The organism is Micromonospora sp. NPDC047187 (assembly GCF_040643355.1).
Classification (GTDB): Bacteria; Actinomycetota; Actinomycetes; order Mycobacteriales; family Micromonosporaceae; genus Micromonospora; species Micromonospora salmantinae.
In genome coordinates, this window is the sequence record NZ_JBEYUF010000013.1 from 150,515 (window position 1) to 167,964 (window position 17,450).

17 protein-coding genes and 1 tRNA gene are annotated in these 17,450 nt (G+C 68.1%); 11 read left to right on the plus strand and 7 right to left on the minus strand.

What is annotated here, in order from left to right:
* Positions 1-57: 57 nt before the first annotated feature.
* Positions 58-834 carry a glucose 1-dehydrogenase gene (locus ABZ794_RS21265; RefSeq protein ID WP_210785540.1) on the plus strand — a complete coding sequence of 259 codons (777 nt, stop codon included), beginning with the start codon at positions 58-60 and terminating at the stop codon, positions 832-834.
* 113 nt (positions 835-947) lie between these two features.
* Here ABZ794_RS21265 and ABZ794_RS21270 read toward each other — a convergent pair whose 3' ends face one another.
* On the minus strand, positions 948-1,379 hold the full coding sequence (locus tag ABZ794_RS21270) for an SsgA family sporulation/cell division regulator (RefSeq protein ID WP_007457244.1): 432 nt from the start codon (positions 1,377-1,379) through the stop codon (positions 948-950).
* Positions 1,380-1,652: 273 nt separating this feature from the next.
* Here ABZ794_RS21270 and ABZ794_RS21275 point away from each other — a divergent pair, with 273 nt between their 5' ends.
* The 4 genes from ABZ794_RS21275 to ABZ794_RS21290 all read left to right on the plus strand — a co-directional run bounded on the left by ABZ794_RS21275 (position 1,653) and on the right by ABZ794_RS21290 (position 4,893).
* Complete coding sequence (locus ABZ794_RS21275) at positions 1,653-2,324, plus strand: PGPGW domain-containing protein (RefSeq protein ID WP_210785541.1); 672 nt, start codon at positions 1,653-1,655, stop codon at positions 2,322-2,324.
* Positions 2,325-2,374: 50 nt separating this feature from the next.
* A tRNA-Val gene (locus tag ABZ794_RS21280) sits at positions 2,375-2,446 on the plus strand.
* Positions 2,447-3,205: 759 nt separating this feature from the next.
* Complete coding sequence (locus tag ABZ794_RS21285; protein ID WP_357517103.1) at positions 3,206-4,090, plus strand: hypothetical protein; 885 nt, start codon at positions 3,206-3,208, stop codon at positions 4,088-4,090.
* A gap of 386 nt (positions 4,091-4,476) precedes the next feature.
* On the plus strand, positions 4,477-4,893 hold the full coding sequence (locus ABZ794_RS21290) for a hypothetical protein (RefSeq protein ID WP_357517105.1): 417 nt from the start codon (positions 4,477-4,479) through the stop codon (positions 4,891-4,893).
* 113 nt (positions 4,894-5,006) lie between these two features.
* Here the strand turns inward: ABZ794_RS21290 and ABZ794_RS21295 are convergent, their stop codons facing one another.
* From ABZ794_RS21295 to ABZ794_RS21305, 3 genes are all read right to left on the minus strand, one after another.
* Entirely contained in the window at positions 5,007-5,402 is a 396-nt protein-coding gene (locus tag ABZ794_RS21295; RefSeq protein ID WP_210785544.1) for a hypothetical protein, read from the minus strand.
* A 31-nt stretch (positions 5,403-5,433) separates the two neighbouring features.
* Positions 5,434-7,443, minus strand: coding sequence for a hypothetical protein (locus ABZ794_RS21300; protein WP_357517107.1), 2,010 nt, complete (start codon positions 7,441-7,443; stop codon positions 5,434-5,436).
* Between the two features lie 370 nt (positions 7,444-7,813).
* Positions 7,814-8,308, minus strand: a complete 495-nt coding sequence (locus ABZ794_RS21305; protein WP_357517109.1) for an SMI1/KNR4 family protein — start codon at positions 8,306-8,308, stop codon at positions 7,814-7,816.
* A 158-nt stretch (positions 8,309-8,466) separates the two neighbouring features.
* On the opposite strand from ABZ794_RS21305, the gene ABZ794_RS21310 reads away from it, so the two are divergent.
* The 3 genes from ABZ794_RS21310 to ABZ794_RS21320 all read left to right on the plus strand — a co-directional run bounded on the left by ABZ794_RS21310 (position 8,467) and on the right by ABZ794_RS21320 (position 10,497).
* A complete protein-coding gene (locus ABZ794_RS21310; protein WP_357517111.1) occupies positions 8,467-9,678 on the plus strand; it encodes a helix-turn-helix transcriptional regulator in 1,212 nt (403 codons plus the stop codon).
* A gap of 334 nt (positions 9,679-10,012) precedes the next feature.
* Positions 10,013-10,192: a hypothetical protein gene (locus ABZ794_RS21315; RefSeq protein ID WP_357517113.1), complete on the plus strand. Its 180-nt coding sequence runs from the start codon at positions 10,013-10,015 to the stop codon at positions 10,190-10,192.
* Positions 10,189-10,497, plus strand: a complete 309-nt coding sequence (locus tag ABZ794_RS21320) for a hypothetical protein (RefSeq protein ID WP_210785548.1) — start codon at positions 10,189-10,191, stop codon at positions 10,495-10,497. Before ABZ794_RS21315 ends, ABZ794_RS21320 begins: the two co-directional genes overlap by 4 nt.
* A 512-nt stretch (positions 10,498-11,009) precedes the next feature.
* On the opposite strand, the gene ABZ794_RS21325 is transcribed toward ABZ794_RS21320, so the two are convergent.
* Positions 11,010-11,594 carry a hypothetical protein gene (locus tag ABZ794_RS21325; protein WP_210785549.1) on the minus strand — a complete coding sequence of 195 codons (585 nt, stop codon included), beginning with the start codon at positions 11,592-11,594 and terminating at the stop codon, positions 11,010-11,012.
* Between the two features lie 116 nt (positions 11,595-11,710).
* On the opposite strand from ABZ794_RS21325, the gene ABZ794_RS21330 reads away from it, so the two are divergent.
* Both ABZ794_RS21330 and ABZ794_RS21335 read left to right on the plus strand, forming a co-directional pair.
* A complete protein-coding gene (locus ABZ794_RS21330) occupies positions 11,711-12,118 on the plus strand; it encodes a nitroreductase family deazaflavin-dependent oxidoreductase (protein WP_210785550.1) in 408 nt (135 codons plus the stop codon).
* A gap of 236 nt (positions 12,119-12,354) precedes the next feature.
* Positions 12,355-13,044, plus strand: a complete 690-nt coding sequence (locus tag ABZ794_RS21335; RefSeq protein ID WP_210785551.1) for a hypothetical protein — start codon at positions 12,355-12,357, stop codon at positions 13,042-13,044.
* Between the two features lie 166 nt (positions 13,045-13,210).
* On the opposite strand, the gene ABZ794_RS21340 is transcribed toward ABZ794_RS21335, so the two are convergent.
* Both ABZ794_RS21340 and ABZ794_RS21345 read right to left on the minus strand, forming a co-directional pair.
* Entirely contained in the window at positions 13,211-14,038 is an 828-nt protein-coding gene (locus ABZ794_RS21340) for an SAM-dependent methyltransferase (RefSeq protein ID WP_210785552.1), read from the minus strand.
* Positions 14,039-14,240: 202 nt separating this feature from the next.
* A complete protein-coding gene (locus tag ABZ794_RS21345; RefSeq protein ID WP_210785553.1) occupies positions 14,241-16,001 on the minus strand; it encodes a DUF1996 domain-containing protein in 1,761 nt (586 codons plus the stop codon).
* Positions 16,002-16,195: 194 nt separating this feature from the next.
* On the opposite strand from ABZ794_RS21345, the gene ABZ794_RS21350 reads away from it, so the two are divergent.
* Positions 16,196-17,386, plus strand: a complete 1,191-nt coding sequence (locus tag ABZ794_RS21350) for a cellulose binding domain-containing protein (protein WP_210785554.1) — start codon at positions 16,196-16,198, stop codon at positions 17,384-17,386.
* Positions 17,387-17,450 lie beyond the last annotated feature (64 nt).

The following is a 17,450-nucleotide window of genomic DNA, read 5'->3' on the forward strand; positions in this document are numbered from 1 at the left end:
GTATCCGCCGGCCACCCGACCGGCCGGCGGCACCCGCCGACTCGCGATGGGATGGGCATGACGCAGCTGTTCTCGGTCGAAGGTAAGACGGTTCTGGTCACCGGCGGCTCGCGGGGGATCGGGCTGATGATCGCCCAGGGCTTCGTCCGGGCCGGCGCACACGTGATCATCTCCTCCCGCAAGGCGGACGTCTGCGAGGCGGTCGCCACCACCCTGTCCGCCGAGGGGCGCTGCGAGGCAATCCCCGCCGACCTCAGCGACGACGCCGGCGCCGAGTCGCTGGCCGCCGCCGTACGCGAGCGCTTCGGCCACCTCGACGTGCTGGTCAACAACGCCGGCGCGACGTGGGGCGCACCGCTGGAGGACTACCCCGAGGCCGCGTTCGACAAGCTCTGGGCGGTGAACGTCAAGGCCGTCTTCCGGCTCACCACCGCGCTGCTGCCGGCGCTGCGCGCCGCCGCCAGCGCCGACGACCCGGCCCGCGTGATCAACATCGGGTCGATCGACGGCATCCGGGTGCCGATGATGGAGGTGTACGCGTACTCGGCCACCAAGGCGGCCGTGCACATGCTCACCCGCAGCCTCGCCCACCAGCTCGCCGGTGAGCAGATCACCGTCAACGCGATCGCGCCCGGCCCGTTCGAGAGCAAGATGATGGCGTTCGCGCTCGACGACCCGGCGAGCCGGGCCGCCATCGAGCAGCAGGTGCCGCTGGGCCGCATCGGGCGCCCCGAGGACATGGCCGGCACTGCCATCTACCTCTCGTCGCGCGCCGGCGCGTACCTCACCGGGGCGGTCATTCCCGTCGACGGCGGCATCACCACGCACGGCTGAGCACCGGCTGACCCAGGAACGCTGCCCGCGTACTCCCTGGGTGTGTGCCGGGGCCGCGCGGACTCGGCAGATCCGCGCGGCCCCGGTATGGCCGGTGTTGCAGGTTCGGGCGGTCAGCGACCGGCGAGCAGCCGGTTCACCGCCGTGTCGACGTCCAGGTGCTCGGCCTCACGGCCGCGCGGGACGACGACGTAGGTCCGTCGAAGGAAACGCACCAGGACGCTGCGCGGCACCTCGAAGAGGGCGTTGCCGTCCGGTGACGAGAGGGCCAGCGCGACGAAGTCGCCGCGCGGTGTGGCCCAGGGCCAGACCCGTACATCCCCAATGCCGGCCGGCTCGTCCAGGCCGGTGACCAGAAGTTCGCGAGCGAACGACCAACTCACCGCCTCGCCCCCTGCCGATTCGGCATGGAACAGGACATGGACCGCATACGGGTCAGCAGGGTCGTAACGCAGACTGGCACGCACCGGCAAGGCGGTGGCGTCAGGTGCGACGAGCCTTAGCGACGTCTCGACCTCTACGGTCGTCGGTCGGATGACACTCATGGACGTTCTCCCCCCGGCACCGCTGCGGAACGCGCGTGTCCCGCTTTTCCCATACTCAGGTGCTACTCCTGGCTACGCTCCGCCATACGCTGACTTCACCCAGTGGTGGGAAGGGGGACGGAAAGGCCGCGTGAATGTGAGCATTCATGTAGGATTTCCGGTTCTGCCCAGTGCGTGATCCCGCCCGGTATCGGGTGGCTCAGTCGTCGACTTACTCCGGTAACGTCCAGTCGGCCGTTGCAGTGACGGGCCCGAGCGACACTGGGGGGTGAAATGGTGACGAAGCAATCCTCAGTGGAGCCGGCGGCGGCGCCCGGCCCGCCGAAAGTCGCGGTCCGAGCAGCCGAAAAGCGGGGGTACGGAGTGCCGATGGAACAGCCCGAACGGGCCGGTCGGCCGGCGTCCGACGCCGGTCGTCCCGGTGATGATGGCGCCGGTCGTGGTGGCGACGCCGCCGTTGGTCGTGGTGGCGGCACCGGTGTTGGTGGCCGTGCCGGCGTCGACGCCGGCCGTGGTGGCGGAGTCGCCGTGCAGGAGCGGCCGCGTCGGCCCCGCTGGCGTGAGCGGATCTCGCTGACCCTCGACCTCATCCGCGCCAACCCCACCGGCCGGATCGCACTCAAGATCTTCATCACCATCGCCGGTGCGCTGGTGGTGACCATCGGCATCGCCCTCATCCCGCTCCCCGGGCCGGGATGGCTGCTGGTGATCGCCGGCCTGGGCATCTGGGCCGTCGAATACCACTGGGCGCGCCGGCTGCTCGGCTTCACCCGCCGCCACGTCCACGGATGGACACGCTGGGTAACGAAACAGTCGCTGCTGGTGCGAATCGTGCTCGGCTCCGTCGGCCTGGTCTTCGTGGCCACGGTGGTCTGGCTGTCCCTCAAGTACAGCCTCGGCATCGACGTGGTAGCCGCGGCAATGCACTACCTCGCGACCCACTGACCCCGGATTTCCGGTCCGGTTCCACGATCGGGTAGAGTCAGTGGCGCTGAGGGCGATTAGCTCAGTGGGAGAGCGCTTCGTTCACACCGAAGAGGTCGCTGGTTCGATACCAGCATCGCCCACTCTCAGATTGCGCAGGTCAGAAGCCCGTTACCGGAGTCATCGGTAACGGGCTTTGCGGTATATGCCCTCACATTGGCAGCAGCACGGCTGCTTCTCGATTCGGGCCGCCATGGACCTGCCCGGTTGAGTGACCCGGGTGCGGTCCCGATCGGGCCTGCTGGCTGGAGAAGTCCTACCGCTACCGGCGCCCACCCTCACGAGCGGGTGTCCCCGCGCCGTGGCTCACGGGCTGACTGATGGCCGCCGGTCCGGTGGTCCGCCCACTCGCCAGTCCCCATTGCGAGGTCGCGTAGGCCGCCCCAGCCCGCGAAGGTTGCGCTGGCCTGCAGTCGCCGTAGCGGGGCGATCGTCCGCGACGCTGTTTCGGTGGCCTGACGGCGCAGGGCGTCGTTCTCCGCGGCGAGATCGGCGATGACGGTGGCCGCGGCGTCATCCTGCGCCCCGATGCGGACTCACCACCTCGACAGCCCGATGCAACGGCGGCTTCCGCACCATCGGGGCTGTGCGGTGTCGGAAATCGGCGCCGCCCAGCCGTAGGCAGCACTTCCGATGGTGACATCGACGTGCTTCGGTAAGCACACCACCACCGCACTTCACTGGGAGTAGAGATGACCCGGACTGTTCGGGATGGCTTCTTGGTCAGTCTGACCGCTGGCGCCCTCACCGCAACGCTGGGCCTGCCCGGCGTTGCCACGGCCGAGCCGAAGCACCGGCCCGTCCCGGTCTGCGCGCTCCGACCACTGCACTTACCAGCGGACATGAATGGTCGAGCTCTGGCGGTCGACCCGACTGGTCGGTTCATCGCCGGTATCGGCTACCGAATCGATGACGAAGATTCGCAGCCGCTACTGCTGCTCTGGGCCGGGCCGCCGCGCCGACCCGGGCCTGGGGTGGGGGACGAACCCCGCCTCACCGTCGTCACCATAGGAGCGCCGGGGCAAGTCGAGAGCATCAATCGGTACGGCGTTGCCGTCGGCAATGCCTTCGTCGACAACGTCTACCGCCCCTGGCGCTACCGCAACGGGCGCCTGGAGTGGTTACCCGTCCTGCCGACGGTCTCCAACACCTTGGCGCTGGGGATCAACTCACGCGGCGACATCGTTGGCCAGGGCGCCGTTGAGCAGACCGAGACGTCCCTGCCGCTGCTCTGGCCCGCCGACCGGCCGGGCACCGTCGAGGTGATCGACGCCCCGTCCAACGCTAGCGCGAGGGAGATCCTCGACGACGGCACTATCATCGGCACCGCCGGCAGCTTCGGCTGGGTACGCCATCCCGACGCGAGGACGGACCGGCTCACCGCCCCCGGGGCCCGGTGGTCGGGGATCTCCGCGGCCCAGGGGACCTGGGCAGTTGGTCGCATCGGCACCGGCAGTGAGGACGGGGACAGCACCCTGGTGCGCTGGGACCTGCGGACTAACGTGGCATCCGCTGTGAACCCGGCGCTGGTATCGACGCAGGACGTCAACAGTCGGGGCACAGTGCTCGGCGACCGAGCCGTCGACCACGGCGACCGGCTCGTCGCCCTGGGCGGCGCCATCCCCGGTGTCCAAGACCCCTTCGGCTGGGGGATCGCCGATAACGGCCTCGTCGTAGGCTCGATCAACGGCTCCCGACTGCGCCCAGCGCGCTGGATCAACTGTTGAAAATAGTCGGCACCACGGCTTGTGTCTCCTCACGTCGGAGGCCATGGATGCGCCGAGGGGTCCTTAAGCACCGGCAGTCACGGAGGCGGCTCCAGTTAAGTGGGCGGGTGGGTCGCCAGGTGGGGCCGAATGGTCGGCTGCTGCGCGATCGCGGGATGGCCTTCGCCACCGTCCGACTCAGCCCCGTTGAGTAACCGGCCCCGGCGGACGTGGCCGAGGCGTCCACAGCATCAGAGTGCCGCCCTGATACGCCCCGATCACCACGTCCTGGCCGCCGACCCGCCCGGCGATCACCTCGTCGATCGGCTGGGGATGTGAGCCGAGCTGCGACATGACGATGCCCTCGTCTGGGGTGAGTGCCCGTCCCTGACTGCGATGATCGACGCGTGACGCACATCCCGGACCTGGCGCCCTATGACTACTACCCGGGCTCCCCGGGCGCCATTGCCATTGGTTGGCTGGATTCGAGCATGCCCTTCACTACAGGAGCCTGCCCGCGAGACGTTCGAGATCGGTTGGTGAGCCTCGGCGCCAGACCAGTACGGCTCATGCGTGGATACCACTACTGCCAGTTCTGCCAGGCGGCGGTCGAGCCTCCGCGCGTGATTCGGGCCGACATTCGGCTCTACGAAGCTCCCGATGTTGCGCGCGGGAACGGCGAGATCTGGCTCACCGGAGCGGACGGGACGAACTTCGCTGCACCGGCGCTGATCGGCCACTATGTTGAAGAGCATCGCTACCTGCCGCCTGATGGCTTCATCGAGGCGGTTCGGAGCGGTGTCTCCACCCCCGGCGTCGCATAGTGGGGATCCAGCTTCTGCCGGCCTCGGCTGGCAAGTAAGCAGCACGGCGACGACGCCGACGAGTTTTGGGCGGCGATGTGCGGGCCTGCTGGCAGACGCTGATTGTCGGCGGGCTACAGGTTGTTGATTCGGGCCAGTAGGTCTGCCTCGGTGAGGTTTTCCAGGACCGCGTCCTGCTTGCGGCCCAGGACCGCCAGCAGCTTCTCCTTTTCCAGCTTCTTGGCCGCCGCCGCCTTCGCCGCCTGGTCCTCCGCGAGGCGGACGGCGATGACGTGCTTGACGACCTCCAGCTTGATTTCCAAGGTTGCCTTGGCCGGATTGGCCTCGGTGGCCACGAACGACTCGGTGTCGACGGCCTTGAGCTCCGCGTTGACCGCCTTGGCCACATCATCGAGGCTGAAGCCGGACCTGGCGGTCAGCGGAAGCTCCCACAGCTGTTCCGTGGTCAGCAGTCCCTTGACCGACGGATAGCGGAACTTCTCCCGTGTGGCCTTCTCGAAAATGGTCACGGCAGCCTCTCTGGAATATCTGGTTAAGGAATCAGAACTGGATGCTGATGAGGCGGCGCCGGCCGCCGGTCATGGTCACCTTGGCGACCACAGAGCTGCGGACCGTGGAGCTGAAGCCGAGGCCGGACAGCTGATCCGGAGACGGCTCGCACTTGGTGCGGTCGCCGAGAACCTCGAACACCTTGCGGTGCGGTTGCAGGTCGCTGCGGAGGAACTCGTTGTAGATCCCCCGCGTCGGCTGGTCGTTCACGCACCCCTTCAGGATGAAGAAGTAGTGCCGGTTGCCGACCTCGTTGTCATCGAAGTAGTTCGGCGAGTACATGATGGTGGACACCGGTACGAACTGTTCGGTGGTGATGCCCCACAACTCCTTGCCCGCACTGCCCGGATGCACGTCCTTACCCGGCCGGAAAGCGGTGATCACCCCGCCGGCAACCGTCATCCGGCCCACCTCGACGGTCTCCTTGTGGCCGACCGCGCGCTCGTGGCTGTAATGCTCGATCTTCCCGTTGCTCTCGGTCTCGATCACGAAGCCGACCTGAGTGCTGTCCCGCTTGCGGTACTGGTTCACCTCGATCCGGTACTCACCGTCGGGGACACGGTCGGTCCAGGTGACGTTCTCCACCGGTTCGCGAGAGAGCGGCCCGCTGGCGTTCATGTCGACGTCCAGCTTGTTGCGCTTCTCCTGGTACCAGATGTGGTCGCCGTTGGGTTCGTACACGTGCAGGTCCAGGTCGTCGTGGTTGAACCAGGACAGGCTCACCCGCAGCTTGCCGGTGACGTTGCCGCCGGCCCGCTTGACCTTCTCCCTGATCGAGTCGGTGACGTTGCCGCCGTACGACCAGCCGAAGTCGTTGTCCCACTTGAACAACCGCGGAGCAGCCGGGTGCTGGCCGGTGGTGAGGCTGACGAGGTGCGGCTCGTAGGTGTTGGCGACCCACAGGTCGATGGTGGCGGCGCCGGGCAGGATGTCCTTCATGAAGGAGACCACGGGAATCTCCTCCGGCTTGGCGTCGCGAAGGAGCGCACCTGACGACCGGATGGTGGCCGCCTGCATGAGCAGCCCTTCGATGCCGTCCTTCATCCGCGCCTGGGTGTCGTTGTCGACCCACAGCACGTTGGTGACCGACACGTCGGACAGTTGGGCGAACCGTCGCTGCAACGACTCCTCGATGCCCAGCTCGGCAATGGTCCTCATGGCGGCCTTGACCATGCCCGGGCTGATCAACGCCGTGGGGCGCTGGTAATTCTGCGGCGCCACCTTCGCCTCGAACGACCGGACCGCCTGCTCCAGGTCGACGCCCGCGGAGAGATCCTGGACCAGGGTGCCGATCACCGTGTTGCGGAACCGGGCCGCCGGGTTCATGGCGTTGGCGAAGACGAAGGCACGTTGGTCGGTCGCCTGGGTCCACCAGTTCTGCAGCGAGCGGAACTCGGTCACCGCCCGGCGATGCTCCGCGCCGCGGTAGAGGGCGTTGTCGTCGACGAGGTCGACGACGGTGTCCAGAGCGTGCCGGGTCAGCTCGGCCAGGCCACGCTGGAAGACCTGCACCGCGGCGTCAAAGTTGCCCTGTGCCGCGCGGACGTCCTCGATGCGATGCCGCTCTTCCACCCGGCCGTGCAGGTGGTGCCACACCTCGACCTGGCCGTCGCGCAGCGTTCGGGTGGTCTTCGTCCCGTACTGCGCCTGAGTGGACCGGAAGAGGGTGGACAACGGCAGCGAAAGAACGAACTCGTCCAGAGCGGCGGCGACGACGGAGAAGACCGGGTCGGATGCCGACACCCCGGACCAGACGGTACGGACCCGCCCGTCGTGGATCTCGACGACGTTGCCGAAGTGCTTGATGAAACCGCGGCAGGTCGAGCAGTCGTACTCGGATCGCTCACGGAACCGCAGATTGGTGCCGGCGGGGAAGGAGTCGAGAAAGGCGAGCCAGAGTGAGTCCCGGTCGAGACCGTCGCCGACGGCGTACAACTCACCCCTGGACATCGTGGACAGACGCGAAGTCACATCCGTCACGAACTGCTGGAAATCGCCCACCGTTCATCCCCCTTGATCGCCGGAGATGCTACGCAGCGGACGCCAATCGGAGAAACGCGTTTGCGACTGTCGCACGGTCACAGGCGGGCGCCGGTGGCCGGCGGTCAGTTGACCGGACGTCGTCGCGTAGCTCTTTCAACGCTCGGTTCCCGTGGGGTTGGTACCCGAGCTGGCCAACAGGACGCGTACTACTGCCACGTGGCCGACTTTGGTCTACGTGACCGGTCCTGCGATTCGGCGTTGCAGGTCGTCGAGTGTGGTCTGTGCGGCGGCGCTGTTGACGGCGTGCCAGTTGAGCCGAGCCGAGAAGCGCGTCAGCAAGCCGTCTGACCTCTCTGACCGGCTCCGCTGTAGCGACGCGGACCGGCGATCAGTCCTCGACGTCGTATTCGGACTCGTCGATCAGACCCATCACGAAGGTCTCGAAGTCGGGGGCGAGGACCGTGATCTGGTAGTTCCACTCCTGGTCGACGTGCACTACGGCGGGCTCACCGGGCGAGCGGTAGTCGAGGGCGATCATGTCGTGACCCGCCGACGGGCAGTCGGCGATGTAGATGCCGATGTCGGGGTAGCCCCATTCCGCCACCCAGAAAGCGCTGCCGATCTCGCCACAAAGGCTGAACCCGGCAGTTCGACCGACCGATGCCAACGTGTAAACGCCAACGTGGTCATCGGCCCAGGAGGTTCGGCTGGGTGCGGGGTGGGCATCACGGGCGAACGAGCCGCCGTTGTGTCGACGGGCCAGGTCGACGTACGCGGTGGGCAACTGGTAGCCAAGCTGCGCTTCCACCGTCCGCAGAACCGCGTCGGTCAGCGGGTCCTCCAGCGGGCCGGAGCCGTCGAAGACAGTTGCGGGATCGAGCACGGGTCGACGGTAGTCGGCTGGGGTCCGGTGTTGAAGTGCCGGTAGCCCCGTTGCGTTCGGCATGTGAGGGGTTCTAAGGCGGCAGGCAGGCCGGTAGCGTTGGGTGGCACGGCGGCGTGGGCGCCGACGGTGCGCCGCGCGCTACGAGGAGGTCCGGGATGGATTCCTTGCCGGAGTTGACTTTCGGGCAGCGGTTGAAGGTCTACCGGGAGCGGTCCGGGAAGACCCGTGCGGTGCTCGGAGGGTTGGTAGGGCGCAGCGCCGAGTGGGTCAAGGCAGTGGAGACCGATCGCATCCTGCCGCCGCGCATTCACCTGCTGGATCGCATCGCGCGTGCCCTCAAGGTCGAGGTATCTGCCTTGGTCGGGGAGTTGAGCGCTCGGTCTGCTGTGGTCAACGGGCCGGAGCATCCGGCGCTGGCCTCGGTCCGGGACGCGGTAAACCGCTTCGCAATCTCGGACGAGGCTTCCCCGGAGTCGTTGACGAGCCTGAGGGAACGGCTTGTGGCGGCATGGCGGGCACGCCATCAGGCGTCGGATCACCGTACGGTGCTGGGCGGGTTGTTGCCGGGGCTGCTGCGCGACGTGCAACGCGCCGCGTTGGCGTACGAGGGTGATGAGCGTCGGCAGGCTCAGGCCCTGTTGGCGGAGACGTTCGGTTTGACGCAGATGTTCCTTGCCTATCAACCCGCTGCGGAGTTGTTGTGGCGGGTTGCGGACCGAGCGATGGTGGCGGCGCAGGAGTCCGGCGACCCGGAGGCGGTCGCGGGCGCGGGGTGGTTCCTGTGCCAGGTGCATCGGGATGCCGGTGACTGGGACACCGCGATGGCGGTGACCCTGGACCTCCTGTCGGCGCTGGAGCCGCGTACAGCCGACGGGAACATGAACCTGCTGGCGCTCTGGGGTGCACTGAACTTCGAGGCTGCCTACACTGCCGCCCGTGCTGGTGAGGAAGGCCGGGCCTGGCGGTACTGGGATCGTGCCGACCAGGTGGCGCAGCGCCTGCCGCAGAGCTTTTATCAGCCGCAGTCGTCGTTCTCACGGATCATCATGGGCGCCCACGCGGTGACCGTGGCGGTGGAGTTGCAGAAGTCCGGGGAGGCAGTGCGGCAGGCACGCCGTCATGACTACGCAGCGATCCCGTCGAGGCCGCGCCGGGCACGCCATCTCATCGAGGTCGCGCGGGCGCACTACGGCAAAGACGACAAGGAAGCGGCCGTGATGACCCTCCGGCAGGCGTACGAGTCGGCCCCGGAAACGATCCGCTTCAACGGGTACGCCCGCCAGATCACCTTGGACCTGCTCGACGGTCCACGTTCCACTCGTGACGACGCCCGTGACCTTGCGATCAAGGTCGGTCTGCTCTCGTGATCCAGGGGTAGAAACCTTACCCATTCCGCTCCGCGACCCACCGTAGCTTCTTGCTCACGGGATGCGGCGGGCGGTGCGGGTATCGCCTGGTCGCCGCGTCTCTCAGCTTCGAGGGCAGGAGGCCGTCCTCGTGCTCGAACGAGGGAGGGTCCGTGCGGCGCGTCTCGTATGACGAGTACCTCTCGGCCACCGCTCTGACTCTCGCCCGCAGGCATCGGCCGGTGTGGTCGTGGCGACACTGGCGGCATATCTGCCGCTGCGGAGCCGACCTGCCGTGCCGTGCCCGGCACCGGATTCCGATCAGTCGCGGCCACTGGCCGCAGGAAGGTGAGCAGTGAGCAGCGGGCAGCAGAAAACGATCATCGCGGTCCACGTCCGAGGGTGGGACGGCATGTGCAGTGGCTGCCGGACGTGGTGGGCACGGCTCACGTCGTATCCGTGCTGGCAGGTCGAACGGGCGCCCGGCCGGCAGGCACGGGCGATCACCGCTCGCTTCCTGGCGGGTGTGCGGTGACCGTCCACGGCCTGGTCATGCCGATCTGGAGCTGCGGTGGCTGCGGCCTGCCCTGGCCGTGCGCGACCCGGAAGCGCGAGCTGCGGGCGGAGTATGCGGATGCCCCCGTGTCGCTGGCTCTCTACCTCGGGTCCTACCTCGTTCAGGCAACCGAGGACATGCCCTGGACGCCGGCGGGCGTGCTGCACCGCCGATTCCTCGGATGGACCAGGGAGGCCGACCAAGCCGTGCCAGCAGTACAGCAGCTAAGTACAGCAACCGTGCCGGCCGAATCGAACCGAGAAGCGCGCCAGCAGGCCGTCTGACCTCGCATCAAGCCCGAGCCGACCTGCTCGCCGAGAATTCACACCGAGGCGGTCGATTTCGAGCACGCCCTCCGTTGACAGCATTCAGGGGGCATCGAGCGCTGGGGTTGGTTGACGGACGAGCCAAGGGCATGATCAGGCGGTGACTTCCTGGTCGACGTGGGGTGAGTGGTTGGCGACTTTGCCGCCGGATGTCCGCGACTCTGCTTTATCGCTGGCGGAGAGGTTCAAGGAGCTTGGAGCCCAAGACCCGGAGGGGTGGGCTAGGTCGGAGATCAGCGAGAATATTCCGCAGCTGGCTCGGTTCATGGTTTTGCGCGCCCTGTGGCGGGAGGCGATTTCTCCGTGGATGGATGCCAGTGCTCTGTGCGACGTGGCGGCCGCGTGGCGGCTGATTGAGGCAGGCGCGGTCACCCTGTCCCCGAGGTTTCTTACCTGTAGCGACGCCCCGGCCGCGCGCTCTGCGTGACCGATCACGCGGCCAGGCCCCGGGGCGTCCTCGCCGTCTGGGTCTAGGACGGGAACACCGTGCGGAGCACGTCGGAGACCAGTTGGCGCAGCTCTGGTGGGTTTTCTTCGGCACGAAGGTTCAGCAGGGTGATGAGGCGGCCGCGAACTCCCGGGTGGTCGTTGGCCAGGAATATGCGCAGGCCGGTCTCCTGGAAGGCGTGCCGCAGGTCGGTGCATGGATCGTCCCCGGTGTCGCTGCCCGTGACGCGCAGGTACGTGCAGTACCAGGCGTCAGCCGCACCGATGATCTCGTAGTCGGTTCCCGTTCGGAGATGTTCGAGCAGCCTGGTCTGGACGCGCCGGCGGCCGAAGACGGCGAGCGCTGGTCTGATGTGTCGTTGAGTGTGACTTGGGTCAGGTTCGTAGACGGCCGCGAGCATCAGCGGTTCGAACAACTCCTCGGGCTGCGGCGGTACCGCCTTTCGCATGATCATCAGGGCCACGCTGCTTTGCCAGTGCCGCCGGGCCCGCGGGTCGTTACGCTCGTCGCCGGAAGGTGCCAGCGGCGCTGTGAGGTTGAGAGCGTTGAGTACGTCCACAAGTGACCGCTCGTACCGGTCATAGCGCTCGAAGCGACCCTCACCCACGGCCGAGACTCTACGTCGGCGCACGCGGCGACTGCGGCCTGCGCAAGCAAGCAGTGGGCGCCTGGGACTGTCAGAATCGTGTCGACGGAGCCGGTGCGCGGAGGCGAGGAGAAGGCATGAGCGACTGGAACGACAAAATCATCGCTGAGTTTCGCGACAACGGTGGGCAGGTCGGCGGTCAGTTCGCTGGCGCTCCGCTGCTGCTGTTGCACACGGTGGGCGCCAAGAGCGGCCAGCCCCGCGTGAACCCGATGATGTACCAGAAGGTGGACGGCGGCTATGCCGTGTTCGCGTCCAAGGGCGGTGCGCCCAGCAATCCCGACTGGTACTACAACCTGCTCGCTAACCCCAAGGCCCAGGCGGAGATCGGTACGGACAAGGTCGAGTTGGTCGCCAGAGTGGCCGCCGGGGACGAACGGGAACGGATCTGGAGCGCGCAGAAGGCCGCGTATCCAGGCTTCGCCGACTACGAGCGGAAGACCACCCGCCAGATCCCAGTCGTCGTACTGGAACCCGCGCGGTAGGCACTCGACGTCACGTCGGTGCACCCGCGGCGCGCTCGCCCGCATGGCGTGAACGATCTCGCCCACCTCCACCACGAAGGTGGCCCGGTCACCGAAGCGACGTTTCATCAGCCCGCGAGACTGGCAGCGGCATGCCGCACGACAGTCCATTCGCGAGGCATTGAAAGATGTTGACGTAGATCATCTTGCTGGCTACGGTGAGCGCGCTGTGACGTACTGATGATACGGGGGCCGCAATGTTCGTCGGATCAACGTTGGATGCGCGCACCCGTCTCACTCGCCGTGGTGTTGCCGCATTGGCCGCGTCGCTGGCACTGGCCGCCGGTTCGATGCTGGTGGCACCGCCTGCGTCGGCGGCCGTCCGAGGGCCCTCCGGGACGAAGGCGCCTCTTCAGCCGGCAATCAGCTTCCCGGGCGGCGACAGCGCCGCCGAAGGTGGCCAGATTGCCATCACGTTCGCCGCGAACGGCGACACTCGGGTGACCAAGTTCCGCTACAGCGTCGACAACACGCATCTGGACGGCGAGGTTCAAGCGGCCTCGGACGGCACGGCCAGTGTGACGATCGACGTAGGCAGCGTGACGGGTGAGCGACCGGTGTACGCGGTGGCGGTCGACCGCCGCGGCCGGCTGAGCCCCATGACGCAGGGAAGCTTCACGGTGTCTGCCATCTGGAGCCTCCAGGGCCAAGCGTTCGACACAACCACCTGGCTGCCGTTGGAGGGGGCGACAATTCGGCTGGAGCCGGCCGGGATCGAGGTCGTGACTGGCCCCGATGGTGCCTTCCAGTTCGTTGTCGACCCAGGTCTGTACAACCTCATCGGCACCTACGCTGGCCCGCCCAGCCTTTACGGCAGCCAGCAGGTGGAGCTTGACAACCAGGGGATGCGGTTCGACCTGTACCTCTTCCCGGACTCCGGGAGCTGATGTCCAGCCTCCGCGATGATGGATCGGGATGCCTGGCCCTGGCGCTTGGCGCCGGGGCCATCTTCCTGCCGCCAGGCTGAGGAGGGCGGCTGGACGGTCAGATCCCGACGCGGCGCGTCCGTCGGCGGGCGCGCGCCCGCCGACGGACCTCAACGCAAGACGCCGCCTATGGTTTGCGGGCGAGGAGCCCGACAAAGGTGTGATAGGTGTCGGTCTGCACCGTAGCCGGTGCGTCCGGCTCTGGGCGCCACTCGGCCAGCGGCACCAGCCCCGGCTCCAACACCGTCAGGCCATCGGCGAACGAGAGGATCTCCTCGTCGGTACGCCAGCGGCCGGTGCCCAGCGACTCGTTGAAGACCCGCTCGACCTCGCGGGCCTTGCGGGAGCCCTCCGGGTCTCGCTCGCCCGGGTCGCGGAAGTGCGAGATCGCCACGTAGCTGCCGGAGGGCAGCGCGTCGATCAACGCGGCCGCCACCGCCTTCGGGTCCTCGTCGTCGCCGAGGTGGTGCAGGATCGCGAAGAGCAGCAAGCCGATCGGCCGGTCGAAGTCGAGGAACCGGCGTACGTCCGGGTGGTTGAGGATCGCCTCCGGCTCCCGGATGTCCGCCTGGATCACCGTCGCGGTGCCCTCCGCGGCGAGCAGGGCCCGCCCGTGCGTCAGGACGATCGGGTCATTGTCCACATAGACCACCTGAGCCTTTGGGTTCTGCTCGGTGGCGACCTCGTGCACGTTGCCCTGGGTGGGCAGCCCCGAACCGATGTCGAGGAACTGGTCGATGCCCGCCTCGCTGACGAGGAAGCGAATCACTCGACGCAGGAAGGCCCGGTTCGCCTGGCCGGCTGCCGGCCCGTCCGGTGTGATCCGCAGGGCGTGCTCGGCAACCTTCCGGTCGACCTCGAAGTTGTCCTTGCCGCCCAGGAAGAAGTCATAGACCCGGGCCACGCTGGGAATGTTGGGGTCGATACCGGGGGGTGCCGCCTTGTCGCGGGTCACAGGCGTCTCCATTCGATGGGGATTGGCGCAGGTCGAGGTCTGCGGCGGTGCCGGTGTTCCGGCGAGTGTAACGATCGGGAGGATCGAATTTTGCCCCACTGGTATCGCTCCCAGTGAATCGTCCCCTCGGTAATGGCGACACACCGGGTCGCGGCCGGTAGCCGGCCGCGACCCGTCCCGCCCGAGCGACGCGGCCCCGGCGTCAGGAGCAGTTCTTGCCCTTGTTGATGCAGGTGGCGATGCGTTGCATCGTCTGGGCGGAGTTGACGTTGACGAAGTCGTTGTGGTCGGAGAAGGGGTTGTGGTTCTCCTCGGGGAAGGAGTCGAGGGCGTACTGGCCTTTGACCTGCACGTCGCGGGGGATGTCGTAGGCCACTGTGATCCGCAGTTGCGGGATCGCCCGGAAGCCCTGTGGGCAGCCGCCGGTGGCCTTGTCGGCGAACGCGACGTGGTTGCGGTGGTTGTCGCTGTCGACGTTCCTGCCGTCCCAGCAGCCGGGGAAGTCGTGGACGCGCTGCACCTGGCTGCCGGCGGGGCAGATCGGGTACTTGTCGGAGAGCCGGTCGGTGAAGCCCGAGCAGGTCCAGGTGGCACGGGCGTTGGCCGGGCCACGGCTGGTGGGCTTGGCGTCACCGGTGAGGGCCCGCAGGAACTTCGGCATCGGCACCACTTTGCTGACGGGGTTGCCGCGGTATTCGATCAGCACCTGCGCCGGGCGGACGATGCCGCCGGTGTTGCCGGGCAGCTCAAAGTTGGGCCCCTGCGGGTCGGGCAGTGCGGCGGCGCTGGTGGGTGCGCTGCTTGGTGCCGCCGGGGTGCTGGGGGCCTGGTCCAGTGTGCAGCCGGCGAGCGCTTCGAGACCCTGCGGGCGGGGGGCCTGCCGCCCGATCGCGGTGGCGATCCGGTCGAGCACGGCGACCCGCTTGGCGCGTAGCGGTCCGAGGATGGCGTTGTCGACGAAGGCCGGGCCGCCCTGGCCACGGCTGGTGACGAGGCGTTCGTTGGCTTCGGAGATCTGCCGGTCGAGTTCGTCGAGGTTGCGGTTCACCTCGGCGAGCGCCCGATCGGGTACGCCGGGCACCCTGTCCCGCACGGCGGGGCACTGGATCCGCGGATTCGCGGCCTGGGCCGCCTTCACACTCGAACGGTGGGCGCTGCCGGGCATCCGGGCGTGCATGTCGTCGTAGCTGACATCACAGTCGACAAGCGAGACCAGGCCAGGCTGGTTACCGCCGGCGGTAGTGATCGTGGTGCTGATCTGCCTGATCATCGCGGCACGTCGGGCCCGCAGCGAGTCGATGACCTCCCGGTTGAAGGCGGCGTCGATGCGGCCCCGGCTGCCGGTCATCCGCTGGTTCGCGGCGGCCTGCTGGCGATCCAGCTCGGCCAGCAGTCGGTCGACGGTGCTGCGGGCCCCGGTGGGGACGGCCCGCAGCCGTTTGCCGACCGAGGGGCAGACGACCATCGGCTGGGTCTGGGCGAGGGCCTGCTGGACGCCCTTGCCGCTGCGAACGGTCTTGTCGATTCGCACCACCGGCCAGAAGTAGGACGACTTGTCGCCGTTGCGGCAGGTGGTGCCGGAGGCGTCCAGATCGGCGTCGGAGGAGTTCGCGGTGATGGCCAGGTTGCCGACGAAGTCGTGGACGTGTTCGGCGCCGTTGCGGATGCCGGGCTGGGCCACCGGGTTGTCCGGGCTGAACTTGCCGTTGCCGTTCGTGCCGCAGTCGACGGTGAACCGGCCGGTCGACGCACCGGCGGCCGGCCTCGGGTTCCGCACGTTCGGCGGCACGTTCTCGATCGACACGAACTGGTCCAGGCTGGTGGCGGCATCCGCGGTGCCCTTGCCGCCACTGGAGACGAAGGTGGCGGTGAGCGCGCCGGTGGCCGCCAGCACGAGCGCGGCCATGGCGATTCGGGCCGGCCGGGTCTGGACCAGTGCGGTCCCGTTCTTTCTGCGGTTCATCGGAATCTCCTCAAAGCCGGAAAGGGCTCCGGTGATGTGCTGTCTCCCCTCGGTACGGGCCAACGGGCGGTCAACGGTCAGCGGTCACCGGGCACGTCATGGTTCGGTAAGAAGTCGGGCATGAGCCGCGCCGATCACCGGCCGAGGCGTGAGACACGTTGGCGATCATCGATCTCTTGCTGCATCGTCGAGGTATGACTGGCGTTCGCTCGTCCTCGCTGTTCCGCCGTCTGCGGCCGGGCCTGCTGGCCGCCGTCGTGCTGTCGACGGCGGTGCTCGGCACCGCTCTGAGCGCCGCACCGGCGGCCGACGCCGGCACCGTGACGCCCGCCGCGTACCCGCGGGTCGCCCCGGCACCCGGTGGGGCCGCGGGGTCCGTCGCAGCGCCGGCCGGAACCGCGCCGCCAACGTCGCCGACGCCGTCCGGTACGCCGAGCACCTCGCCCGCCCTGCCGAGTGCGCCCACGAACCTGACCGCCAGCGAGGTCCGGAGCGCGTCGGTCACCCTCACCTGGACGGCCGCCGCGCCCGGCTGCTGCGCCATCACCGGGTACGACATCACGTACTACCAGGAGTTCGGCGACATCGTCTTCAGCGCCAGCGTCGGGGCCGTCACCAGCACCACGATCACCGGCCAGCTTGGGGCGGGCCAGCAGTACACGTTCCGATTGATCGCCCGGGACAGCCTCGGGCAACGCTCGAACTGGTCGGACGCGCTGACAGTGGTCACACCGGTGACGGACACCGGCCCGGACACCACCCCGCCGACCGCGCCGCAGAACCTGACCGTCGGCGAGGTGACCGCCTCGACCGGCACGTTGTCCTGGTCGCCGTCGACGGACGACGTCGGCGTGCTCGGGTACAACGTCTACCGGTTCGACGGCTGGTTCACCTCGCAATTCGTCGCCACCGTGCCGGGTACGACGTACACGACGCCGCTGCCTGCGTCGACGCCGCTGCGGAACCTGTACTACGTGCGGGCCCGGGACGCGGTGGGCAACGTGTCGATCGCGTCGAACACCGTCACTCTGCCCACGACGACGACTCCGACGCCCCCGCCGCCCTCGACCTGCCGGGTGACCTACCGGAACCAGTCCGAGTGGCAGGGCGGTTTCGTGGCCACGGCGACGGTCCACAACGCCGGGGCGGCACCGATCGACGGCTGGGCCGTCACCTTCAACTTCCCGGGAGACCAGCAGGTGACCTCGGGGTGGAACGCCACGATCGGCCAGACCGGGACCACAGTGACCGCTCGTGACGTCGACTGGAACCGCGTCCTCGCGCCGAACGGCTCGGCGACCTTCGGCGTCCAGGGGCGGTGGAGTGTCAGCGACGCGCCGCCGACCGGCTTCTCGCTGAACGGCGCCCCCTGCACGGCGGGCTGAAGGAGCCTCGTGATTACCCATACGGTTGTGCCCCACCACCGCCGCGCCAGGGCCCTGCTCGGGG